General features: G+C 51.2%; 1 protein-coding gene. It reads left to right on the top strand.

What is annotated here, in order from left to right:
* The first annotated feature begins 13 nt into the window (after nt 1-13).
* A complete protein-coding gene (locus ACYQ0E_RS13145) occupies nt 14-14,404 on the top strand; it encodes a beta strand repeat-containing protein (RefSeq protein ID WP_460188717.1) in 14,391 nt (4,796 codons plus the stop codon).
* Nucleotides 14,405-14,451 lie beyond the last annotated feature (47 nt).

The raw sequence follows: 14,451 nt of genomic DNA, 5'->3' as shown, positions 1-14,451 counted from the left end.
TGAAAGTCATACACTGAGCGAAGACAGCGCAACCGATACCGCCAGTGGCAACGCGCTGAGCAATGACAGTGCGTTCGACGCCCCGGTGGGGTTCAGCGGATGGGATGCGAGCAACAGTGCGCAGTACGGAACGTTTACCGCAAATGCAAACGGGACCTACAGCTATACGCTGGATAACACCAACGCCACCGTCAATGCCTTAAATGACAACAGTGCGCCATTAACGGAAACCTTCAACTACACGATCCATGATGCAGACGGAGATGAAAGTACCGCCAGCGTCACGATTACCATCAACGGACACACCGACGGCACGCCAACGGTTGACGTGAACGATGAAAATGGCCTGGCGGTCGGCGACAACAGCATCGCCGAAGACGCGACAGGAGCGGTGACAGGGACGTTTACGATCACGGCCGAAGCGGGCGTACAATCGATCAACGTTGCAGGCACCACGATTAGCGAAGCGCAACTAGGGGATCTGACCAATAATCCGGTGTCCATCACCAACAGCACAGATGAAAACGGCACCTTAACGATCACCAGTTATGACGCAGCGACAGGCGTAATCGGATACAGCTACGCGGTCGATGGCGACGCCAAAACACACAATGCGACGGACGACAACGTGATCGACAACTTCGCGATCACGGTGACGGATGACAACGGCACGAGCTCAACGGCCGACTCGCTCGACATCTTAATTACCGATACGGCACCCGTTGCGAATAATGAAAGTCATACACTGAGCGAAGACAGCGCAACCGATACCGCCAGTGGCAACGCGCTGAGCAATGACAGTGCGTTCGACGCCCCGGTGGGGTTCAGCGGATGGGATGCGAGCAACAGTGCGCAGTACGGAACGTTTACCGCAAATGCAAACGGGACCTACAGCTATACGCTGGATAACACCAACGCCACCGTCAATGCCTTAAATGACAACAGTGCGCCATTAACGGAAACCTTCAACTACACGATCCATGATGCAGACGGAGATGAAAGTACCGCCAGCGTCACGATTACCATCAACGGACACACCGACGGCACGCCAACGGTTGACGTGAACGATGAAAATGGCCTGGCGGTCGGCGACAACAGCATCGCCGAAGACGCGACAGGAGCGGTGACAGGGACGTTTACGATCACGGCCGAAGCGGGCGTACAATCGATCAACGTTGCAGGCACCACGATTAGCGAAGCGCAACTAGGGGATCTGACCAATAATCCGGTGTCCATCACCAACAGCACAGATGAAAACGGCACCTTAACGATCACCAGTTATGACGCAGCGACAGGCGTAATCGGATACAGCTACGCGGTCGATGGCGACGCCAAAACACACAATGCGACGGACGACAACGTGATCGACAACTTCGCGATCACGGTGACGGATGACAACGGCACGAGCTCAACGGCCGACTCGCTCGACATCTTAATTACCGATACGGCACCCGTTGCGAATAATGAAAGTCATACACTGAGCGAAGACAGCGCAACCGATACCGCCAGTGGCAACGCGCTGAGCAATGACAGTGCGTTCGACGCCCCGGTGGGGTTCAGCGGATGGGATGCGAGCAACAGTGCGCAGTACGGAACGTTTACCGCAAATGCAAACGGGACCTACAGCTATACGCTGGATAACACCAACGCCACCGTCAATGCCTTAAATGACAACAGTGCGCCATTAACGGAAACCTTCAACTACACGATCCATGATGCAGACGGAGATGAAAGTACCGCCAGCGTCACGATTACCATCAACGGACACACCGACGGCACGCCAACGGTTGACGTGAACGATGAAAATGGCCTGGCGGTCGGCGACAACAGCATCGCCGAAGACGCGACAGGAGCGGTGACAGGGACGTTTACGATCACGGCCGAAGCGGGCGTACAATCGATCAACGTTGCAGGCACCACGATTAGCGAAGCGCAACTAGGGGATCTGACCAATAATCCGGTGTCCATCACCAACAGCACAGATGAAAACGGCACCTTAACGATCACCAGTTATGACGCAGCGACAGGCGTAATCGGATACAGCTACGCGGTCGATGGCGACGCCAAAACACACAATGCGACGGACGACAACGTGATCGACAACTTCGCGATCACGGTGACGGATGACAACGGCACGAGCTCAACGGCCGACTCGCTCGACATCTTAATTACCGATACGGCACCCGTTGCGAATAATGAAAGTCATACACTGAGCGAAGACAGCGCAACCGATACCGCCAGTGGCAACGCGCTGAGCAATGACAGTGCGTTCGACGCCCCGGTGGGGTTCAGCGGATGGGATGCGAGCAACAGTGCGCAGTACGGAACGTTTACCGCAAATGCAAACGGGACCTACAGCTATACGCTGGATAACACCAACGCCACCGTCAATGCCTTAAATGACAACAGTGCGCCATTAACGGAAACCTTCAACTACACGATCCATGATGCAGACGGAGATGAAAGTACCGCCAGCGTCACGATTACCATCAACGGACACACCGACGGCACGCCAACGGTTGACGTGAACGATGAAAATGGCCTGGCGGTCGGCGACAACAGCATCGCCGAAGACGCGACAGGAGCGGTGACAGGGACGTTTACGATCACGGCCGAAGCGGGCGTACAATCGATCAACGTTGCAGGCACCACGATTAGCGAAGCGCAACTAGGGGATCTGACCAATAATCCGGTGTCCATCACCAACAGCACAGATGAAAACGGCACCTTAACGATCACCAGTTATGACGCAGCGACAGGCGTAATCGGATACAGCTACGCGGTCGATGGCGACGCCAAAACACACAATGCGACGGACGACAACGTGATCGACAACTTCGCGATCACGGTGACGGATGACAACGGCACGAGCTCAACGGCCGACTCGCTCGACATCTTAATTACCGATACGGCACCCGTTGCGAATAATGAAAGTCATACACTGAGCGAAGACAGCGCAACCGATACCGCCAGTGGCAACGCGCTGAGCAATGACAGTGCGTTCGACGCCCCGGTGGGGTTCAGCGGATGGGATGCGAGCAACAGTGCGCAGTACGGAACGTTTACCGCAAATGCAAACGGGACCTACAGCTATACGCTGGATAACACCAACGCCACCGTCAATGCCTTAAATGACAACAGTGCGCCATTAACGGAAACCTTCAACTACACGATCCATGATGCAGACGGAGATGAAAGTACCGCCAGCGTCACGATTACCATCAACGGACACACCGACGGCACGCCAACGGTTGACGTGAACGATGAAAATGGCCTGGCGGTCGGCGACAACAGCATCGCCGAAGACGCGACAGGAGCGGTGACAGGGACGTTTACGATCACGGCCGAAGCGGGCGTACAATCGATCAACGTTGCAGGGACCACGATTAGCGAAGCGCAACTAGGGGATCTGACCAATAATCCGGTGTCCATCACCAACAGCACAGATGAAAACGGCACCTTAACGATCACCAGTTATGACGCAGCGACAGGCGTAATCGGATACAGCTACGCGGTCGATGGCGACGCCAAAACACACAATGCGACGGACGACAACGTGATCGACAACTTCGCGATCACGGTGACGGATGACAACGGCACGAGCTCAACGGCCGACTCGCTCGACATCTTAATTACCGATACGGCACCCGTTGCGAATAATGAAAGTCATACACTGAGCGAAGACAGCGCAACCGATACCGCCAGTGGCAACGCGCTGAGCAATGACAGTGCGTTCGACGCCCCGGTGGGGTTCAGCGGATGGGATGCGAGCAACAGTGCGCAGTACGGAACGTTTACCGCAAATGCAAACGGGACCTACAGCTATACGCTGGATAACACCAACGCCACCGTCAATGCCTTAAATGACAACAGTGCGCCATTAACGGAAACCTTCAACTACACGATCCATGATGCAGACGGAGATGAAAGTACCGCCAGCGTCACGATTACCATCAACGGACACACCGACGGCACGCCAACGGTTGACGTGAACGATGAAAATGGCCTGGCGGTCGGCGACAACAGCATCGCCGAAGACGCGACAGGAGCGGTGACAGGGACGTTTACGATCACGGCCGAAGCGGGCGTACAATCGATCAACGTTGCAGGCACCACGATTAGCGAAGCGCAACTAGGGGATCTGACCAATAATCCGGTGTCCATCACCAACAGCACAGATGAAAACGGCACCTTAACGATCACCAGTTATGACGCAGCGACAGGCGTAATCGGATACAGCTACGCGGTCGATGGCGACGCCAAAACACACAATGCGACGGACGACAACGTGATCGACAACTTCGCGATCACGGTGACGGATGACAACGGCACGAGCTCAACGGCCGACTCGCTCGACATCTTAATTACCGATACGGCACCCGTTGCGAATAATGAAAGTCATACACTGAGCGAAGACAGCGCAACCGATACCGCCAGTGGCAACGCGCTGAGCAATGACAGTGCGTTCGACGCCCCGGTGGGGTTCAGCGGATGGGATGCGAGCAACAGTGCGCAGTACGGAACGTTTACCGCAAATGCAAACGGGACCTACAGCTATACGCTGGATAACACCAACGCCACCGTCAATGCCTTAAATGACAACAGTGCGCCATTAACGGAAACCTTCAACTACACGATCCATGATGCAGACGGAGATGAAAGTACCGCCAGCGTCACGATTACCATCAACGGACACACCGACGGCACGCCAACGGTTGACGTGAACGATGAAAATGGCCTGGCGGTCGGCGACAACAGCATCGCCGAAGACGCGACAGGAGCGGTGACAGGGACGTTTACGATCACGGCCGAAGCGGGCGTACAATCGATCAACGTTGCAGGCACCACGATTAGCGAAGCGCAACTAGGGGATCTGACCAATAATCCGGTGTCCATCACCAACAGCACAGATGAAAACGGCACCTTAACGATCACCAGTTATGACGCAGCGACAGGCGTAATCGGATACAGCTACGCGGTCGATGGCGACGCCAAAACACACAATGCGACGGACGACAACGTGATCGACAACTTCGCGATCACGGTGACGGATGACAACGGCACGAGCTCAACGGCCGACTCGCTCGACATCTTAATTACCGATACGGCACCCGTTGCGAATAATGAAAGTCATACACTGAGCGAAGACAGCGCAACCGATACCGCCAGTGGCAACGCGCTGAGCAATGACAGTGCGTTCGACGCCCCGGTGGGGTTCAGCGGATGGGATGCGAGCAACAGTGCGCAGTACGGAACGTTTACCGCAAATGCAAACGGGACCTACAGCTATACGCTGGATAACACCAACGCCACCGTCAATGCCTTAAATGACAACAGTGCGCCATTAACGGAAACCTTCAACTACACGATCCATGATGCAGACGGAGATGAAAGTACCGCCAGCGTCACGATTACCATCAACGGACACACCGACGGCACGCCAACGGTTGACGTGAACGATGAAAATGGCCTGGCGGTCGGCGACAACAGCATCGCCGAAGACGCGACAGGAGCGGTGACAGGGACGTTTACGATCACGGCCGAAGCGGGCGTACAATCGATCAACGTTGCAGGCACCACGATTAGCGAAGCGCAACTAGGGGATCTGACCAATAATCCGGTGTCCATCACCAACAGCACAGATGAAAACGGCACCTTAACGATCACCAGTTATGACGCAGCGACAGGCGTAATCGGATACAGCTACGCGGTCGATGGCGACGCCAAAACACACAATGCGACGGACGACAACGTGATCGACAACTTCGCGATCACGGTGACGGATGACAACGGCACGAGCTCAACGGCCGACTCGCTCGACATCTTAATTACCGATACGGCACCCGTTGCGAATAATGAAAGTCATACACTGAGCGAAGACAGCGCAACCGATACCGCCAGTGGCAACGCGCTGAGCAATGACAGTGCGTTCGACGCCCCGGTGGGGTTCAGCGGATGGGATGCGAGCAACAGTGCGCAGTACGGAACGTTTACCGCAAATGCAAACGGGACCTACAGCTATACGCTGGATAACACCAACGCCACCGTCAATGCCTTAAATGACAACAGTGCGCCATTAACGGAAACCTTCAACTACACGATCCATGATGCAGACGGAGATGAAAGTACCGCCAGCGTCACGATTACCATCAACGGACACACCGACGGCACGCCAACGGTTGACGTGAACGATGAAAATGGCCTGGCGGTCGGCGACAACAGCATCGCCGAAGACGCGACAGGAGCGGTGACAGGGACGTTTACGATCACGGCCGAAGCGGGCGTACAATCGATCAACGTTGCAGGCACCACGATTAGCGAAGCGCAACTAGGGGATCTGACCAATAATCCGGTGTCCATCACCAACAGCACAGATGAAAACGGCACCTTAACGATCACCAGTTATGACGCAGCGACAGGCGTAATCGGATACAGCTACGCGGTCGATGGCGACGCCAAAACACACAATGCGACGGACGACAACGTGATCGACAACTTCGCGATCACGGTGACGGATGACAACGGCACGAGCTCAACGGCCGACTCGCTCGACATCTTAATTACCGATACGGCACCCGTTGCGAATAATGAAAGTCATACACTGAGCGAAGACAGCGCAACCGATACCGCCAGTGGCAACGCGCTGAGCAATGACAGTGCGTTCGACGCCCCGGTGGGGTTCAGCGGATGGGATGCGAGCAACAGTGCGCAGTACGGAACGTTTACCGCAAATGCAAACGGGACCTACAGCTATACGCTGGATAACACCAACGCCACCGTCAATGCCTTAAATGACAACAGTGCGCCATTAACGGAAACCTTCAACTACACGATCCATGATGCAGACGGAGATGAAAGTACCGCCAGCGTCACGATTACCATCAACGGACACACCGACGGCACGCCAACGGTTGACGTGAACGATGAAAATGGCCTGGCGGTCGGCGACAACAGCATCGCCGAAGACGCGACAGGAGCGGTGACAGGGACGTTTACGATCACGGCCGAAGCGGGCGTACAATCGATCAACGTTGCAGGCACCACGATTAGCGAAGCGCAACTAGGGGATCTGACCAATAATCCGGTGTCCATCACCAACAGCACAGATGAAAACGGCACCTTAACGATCACCAGTTATGACGCAGCGACAGGCGTAATCGGATACAGCTACGCGGTCGATGGCGACGCCAAAACACACAATGCGACGGACGACAACGTGATCGACAACTTCGCGATCACGGTGACGGATGACAACGGCACGAGCTCAACGGCCGACTCGCTCGACATCTTAATTACCGATACGGCACCCGTTGCGAATAATGAAAGTCATACACTGAGCGAAGACAGCGCAACCGATACCGCCAGTGGCAACGCGCTGAGCAATGACAGTGCGTTCGACGCCCCGGTGGGGTTCAGCGGATGGGATGCGAGCAACAGTGCGCAGTACGGAACGTTTACCGCAAATGCAAACGGGACCTACAGCTATACGCTGGATAACACCAACGCCACCGTCAATGCCTTAAATGACAACAGTGCGCCATTAACGGAAACCTTCAACTACACGATCCATGATGCAGACGGAGATGAAAGTACCGCCAGCGTCACGATTACCATCAACGGACACACCGACGGCACGCCAACGGTTGACGTGAACGATGAAAATGGCCTGGCGGTCGGCGACAACAGCATCGCCGAAGACGCGACAGGAGCGGTGACAGGGACGTTTACGATCACGGCCGAAGCGGGCGTACAATCGATCAACGTTGCAGGCACCACGATTAGCGAAGCGCAACTAGGGGATCTGACCAATAATCCGGTGTCCATCACCAACAGCACAGATGAAAACGGCACCTTAACGATCACCAGTTATGACGCAGCGACAGGCGTAATCGGATACAGCTACGCGGTCGATGGCGACGCCAAAACACACAATGCGACGGACGACAACGTGATCGACAACTTCGCGATCACGGTGACGGATGACAACGGCACGAGCTCAACGGCCGACTCGCTCGACATCTTAATTACCGATACGGCACCCGTTGCGAATAATGAAAGTCATACACTGAGCGAAGACAGCGCAACCGATACCGCCAGTGGCAACGCGCTGAGCAATGACAGTGCGTTCGACGCCCCGGTGGGGTTCAGCGGATGGGATGCGAGCAACAGTGCGCAGTACGGAACGTTTACCGCAAATGCAAACGGCACCTACAGCTATACGCTGGATAACACCAACGCCACCGTCAATGCCTTAAATGACAACAGTGCGCCATTAACGGAAACCTTCAACTACACGATCCATGATGCAGACGGAGATGAAAGTACCGCCAGCGTCACGATTACCATCAACGGACACACCGACGGCACGCCAACGGTTGACGTGAACGATGAAAATGGCCTGGCGGTCGGCGACAACAGCATCGCCGAAGACGCGACAGGAGCGGTGACAGGGACGTTTACGATCACGGCCGAAGCGGGCGTACAATCGATCAACGTTGCAGGCACCACGATTAGCGAAGCGCAACTAGGGGATCTGACCAATAATCCGGTGTCCATCACCAACAGCACAGATGAAAACGGCACCTTAACGATCACCAGTTATGACGCAGCGACAGGCGTAATCGGATACAGCTACGCGGTCGATGGCGACGCCAAAACACACAATGCGACGGACGACAACGTGATCGACAACTTCGCGATCACGGTGACGGATGACAACGGCACGAGCTCAACGGCCGACTCGCTCGACATCTTAATTACCGATACGGCACCCGTTGCGAATAATGAAAGTCATACACTGAGCGAAGACAGCGCAACCGATACCGCCAGTGGCAACGCGCTGAGCAATGACAGTGCGTTCGACGCCCCGGTGGGGTTCAGCGGATGGGATGCGAGCAACAGTGCGCAGTACGGAACGTTTACCGCAAATGCAAACGGGACCTACAGCTATACGCTGGATAACACCAACGCCACCGTCAATGCCTTAAATGACAACAGTGCGCCATTAACGGAAACCTTCAACTACACGATCCATGATGCAGACGGAGATGAAAGTACCGCCAGCGTCACGATTACCATCAACGGACACACCGACGGCACGCCAACGGTTGACGTGAACGATGAAAATGGCCTGGCGGTCGGCGACAACAGCATCGCCGAAGACGCGACAGGAGCGGTGACAGGGACGTTTACGATCACGGCCGAAGCGGGCGTACAATCGATCAACGTTGCAGGCACCACGATTAGCGAAGCGCAACTAGGGGATCTGACCAATAATCCGGTGTCCATCACCAACAGCACAGATGAAAACGGCACCTTAACGATCACCAGTTATGACGCAGCGACAGGCGTAATCGGATACAGCTACGCGGTCGATGGCGACGCCAAAACACACAATGCGACGGACGACAACGTGATCGACAACTTCGCGATCACGGTGACGGATGACAACGGCACGAGCTCAACGGCCGACTCGCTCGACATCTTAATTACCGATACGGCACCCGTTGCGAATAATGAAAGTCATACACTGAGCGAAGACAGCGCAACCGATACCGCCAGTGGCAACGCGCTGAGCAATGACAGTGCGTTCGACGCCCCGGTGGGGTTCAGCGGATGGGATGCGAGCAACAGTGCGCAGTACGGAACGTTTACCGCAAATGCAAACGGGACCTACAGCTATACGCTGGATAACACCAACGCCACCGTCAATGCCTTAAATGACAACAGTGCGCCATTAACGGAAACCTTCAACTACACGATCCATGATGCAGACGGAGATGAAAGTACCGCCAGCGTCACGATTACCATCAACGGACACACCGACGGCACGCCAACGGTTGACGTGAACGATGAAAATGGCCTGGCGGTCGGCGACAACAGCATCGCCGAAGACGCGACAGGAGCGGTGACAGGGACGTTTACGATCACGGCCGAAGCGGGCGTACAATCGATCAACGTTGCAGGGACCACGATTAGCGAAGCGCAACTAGGGGATCTGACCAATAATCCGGTGTCCATCACCAACAGCACAGATGAAAACGGCACCTTAACGATCACCAGTTATGACGCAGCGACAGGCGTAATCGGATACAGCTACGCGGTCGATGGCGACGCCAAAACACACAATGCGACGGACGACAACGTGATCGACAACTTCGCGATCACGGTGACGGATGACAACGGCACGAGCTCAACGGCCGACTCGCTCGACATCTTAATTACCGATACGGCACCCGTTGCGAATAATGAAAGTCATACACTGAGCGAAGACAGCGCAACCGATACCGCCAGTGGCAACGCGCTGAGCAATGACAGTGCGTTCGACGCCCCGGTGGGGTTCAGCGGATGGGATGCGAGCAACAGTGCGCAGTACGGAACGTTTACCGCAAATGCAAACGGGACCTACAGCTATACGCTGGATAACACCAACGCCACCGTCAATGCCTTAAATGACAACAGTGCGCCATTAACGGAAACCTTCAACTACACGATCCATGATGCAGACGGAGATGAAAGTACCGCCAGCGTCACGATTACCATCAACGGACACACCGACGGCACGCCAACGGTTGACGTGAACGATGAAAATGGCCTGGCGGTCGGCGACAACAGCATCGCCGAAGACGCGACAGGAGCGGTGACAGGGACGTTTACGATCACGGCCGAAGCGGGCGTACAATCGATCAACGTTGCAGGGACCACGATTAGCGAAGCGCAACTAGGGGATCTGACCAATAATCCGGTGTCCATCACCAACAGCACAGATGAAAACGGCACCTTAACGATCACCAGTTATGACGCAGCGACAGGCGTAATCGGATACAGCTACGCGGTCGATGGCGACGCCAAAACACACAATGCGACGGACGACAACGTGATCGACAACTTCGCGATCACGGTGACGGATGACAACGGCACGAGCTCAACGGCCGACTCGCTCGACATCTTAATTACCGATACGGCACCCGTTGCGAATAATGATGCGAATAGCATTACTGAAGACAGCGTTAGTGTGAGTGGCAATGTCATCACAACGGGCACTGGTGCAGATACACTTGGTTTAGATGCGACAGTGGTTTCGACGACAACGGCTCAGACAGGAAGCTACGGAACAGTAACCATCAATGCAAACGGTTCTTATACCTATGTACTCGACAACAACAATCCTGCGGTACAAGGTCTGGATACAGGTGAAAGTGTGACTGATACATTCAGCTATACGCTTACTGATGCGGATGGAGATACGAGCACAGCGGATCTAGTGATTACCGTGAACGGCACTAACGATGGCCCAGTATGTGGTCATGGTGATGCACGAGTTTCTGAAGAACTTCTTGCAGGAGGTATTGAAGATACAATTGGATCTAGCGATCTAGGTGCAGGGAAAGTGTATACCGGTTCATTGTCAGTTTCAGATGCTGATACCAACGATAGTTTAACTGTAACGTTAACAGAGCCAACAACGACTATAAAATCTAACGATGTTGCTGTTGAGTGGTCAGGAGATGGAACGGCATCTAATCCACTAATTGGTACAGCAGGTTCGAATGAAATTATTCGTGCAGTAATAGATGATAATGGTAATTATACAGTGACATTATCTGGTCCTGTTGATCATTCTTATGGCGATAATATAGAAGGTGAATTATCATTTGATTTAGGGGTTAACGTTTCTGATGGAACCACATCAGCTAACAATACTCTTACGGTAGTAGTTGAGGATGATTCGCCAGATGTAGAATCTTCAACAAATACAATGAATGTTAATTTAGATGTTATTGAAATACGAAATTATGCGGCAGGCTGGAATGATCCAGTTTCTACGGCTAATAGTAGTTCGGGTATCACTCAGATAAATAATGATTCAGATTCTCTTATTGATGAACTTCAATGGGGGTCTGGAAGTAATGGTGCATCTGGTTATGATTTAGTAGACGATGCTACGCTAAGTTCAAGTGTTTCTACCATTGTTAACCCAGGAGAACCAATTGTTTTAGGTACCTTTACCCATAATAATTTCCCTGTTACAGGGGATACTTTAGAAACCGTGACTTTAACGATGAATATGGACGTCTTAATTAACGGTGTAACTTATCCAGTTAGTTTTGATATACCTATTGTGCATGATGAAACTACAAATAGTGATGATGCACTGGCTTCTAGAGACATTATTACACTGCCTTCTACCCAGCAGACGGTTACTGTTCAAGGTCAAGATTATGTAATAAGCATCGATGGTTTTATAAATGATGATGGTGATACCGTTGAGGTTATTTATACAAATGAAGATGAAGCAAACAGTTTTGAAATAGTAGGATCTGTCCAATCAGTTGATTCATTACCAACAGTTACAGGAAGTGTCTCAGCAGAAGCCGGTGCAGATGGTTCTGATACTGGCGTGGTTTGGGATACGACAACGAGCCAATACGGGACATTTACAGGAAGTTCAGATGGTAGCTATACGTTTACTTTAAACAGAGAGACCAGAGATTCTCTTGAAGATGGACAAACGTTACAGGCGACATTTGACTATACCGTTACGGATAATGATGGGGATAGCACAACCTCAACTTTAACCGTTGATATTAATGGTAACGCTGTTTATGAAGACTTACAGCCAGAGTCTATTGATGAAGTACGTGGTATGGATTTTGACAGTCAAAGCTTAACGCAAGATACCAACGTCATTTTAACGATTGATACTTCTGGAAGTATGACAAATTCAAGTGGAGAAATTACGTTAGACGATGGCACAACAACTACTCGTTTAGCCTTGGCAAAACAAGCATTGACCGATTTAATCAACTCTTATAATACTCTAGGTACTGTAAATGTAAAATTAGTTGATTTTGCGGAGTCTGCCAATGTGATTACAGGTAATAGCGGTAATGTATGGATGTCTGCTCAAGAAGCTTTAACCGCTATTGAAAATTTAGATTCTGGTGGAAATACAAACTATGAAGATGCCATATTAAAAACCTATGAAGATTATACTGAGCCAGCAGCAGACCAAACCGTTGCATACTTTATTTCTGATGGTACTCCAAATAGAGAAAATAATGATGGAGGTAGTGCAGGTTCAGCAGGAACTTATCTTGATGAGGACTATATTACAAACTGGACAAGCTTCTTAGCAAATAATGTTGATGATCTTCATGTTGTTGCTTTGGGAGAAGGTATTAGTAATTACGATTACCTAGATGTACTAGCAACTGCAGGTGGTGTAGAAACCACTATTGTGACGGATGCAACCCAGTTATCAGATGCCTTAGCACCCGAAATTACAGTATCTGGTGACGCTTTAGATAACATTGGTTCTGGAACAACACTAGATAATATTTCAGGGGGTAATGGAACAATTAGTATTGATCATATTACCGTTAATGGTACTGATTATAATGCAAATGACTTCCCTTCTACTGGTGTTGATATTGCAGGTCAAGGTAACTTTACGTTTGACTTTACTACTGGTCAATATAGTTATTCAGGCAAAGCAAGTGAGTTTGCATCTGATACTATGAAAACATTTAGTGTTACAGCGGTTGATCAAGATGGTGATCCTACTTCGTTTGATGTTAGAGTTTTTGTAAATGTAGACTCGTCACAAGATCGACAAGTGACACAAACAGATGACTTTGATACAGGAAATGATGGTTGGAGTACTGCGTCAATTGGGTCTACGAACACGTCTTCGGCATCTACAAGTAGTGGAGAACTTGTTGCACAAAGCGAAACATATTTAGAAAAAGAGTTTACTGGTTTACCAGCTGGTCAGGATGTTAGTATTAGTTTCGATGCTAGGTCATTCCAAAATAATGGTAATGATTCCTGGGAAAGTAGTGACCGTATGTACGTTTACATTAACGGGGTACAAGATACATCAGCAACACAATCAGGTAGTTTTGATGAAAAATTAACATTAACTGGTACAACGGACTCATCTGGTAATTTAACGGTAAAAATTGCTGTAGATTCTTCATATTCAGGTGAGAATTTAGCCATTGATAATTTTGATGTTAGCTATACAACACCGGGAACACAAGAAGAAGGTCTAATTCTTTATGGTGATGATAATGAAATAGAAAACTTTGTTATTAACCCACAAGAAGATACAAAATTAGTTGATTTTGATACAACAAATGATGTGTTAGATCTCAGTGAAGTGATAGATAGTAGTGAAACGGTTACCCAAGGTACTTTAGAAAATTATTTAAACTTTGCTTTTTTAGATAGCAGTGGAAATGAAACGACTGATCAAGCTTCTGCGGTTTCTACAAAAATCACAGTTGATTCAAATGGAGAAGATACAGCTGGTGGTGATACAACCGCCGTTGTACTTCAAGATCGAGTGGTAACAGAAGATGATATTAATGATTTAAATATTGATTATCAAAATCAATAAATTTTGAAATAAACTTAAGGGCACCTTGAGTGCCTTTTTTTATATTT

It is taken from the genome of Thiomicrorhabdus hydrogeniphila, from assembly GCF_054656895.1.
This window is presented reverse-complemented; position numbering and strand designations above follow the sequence as displayed.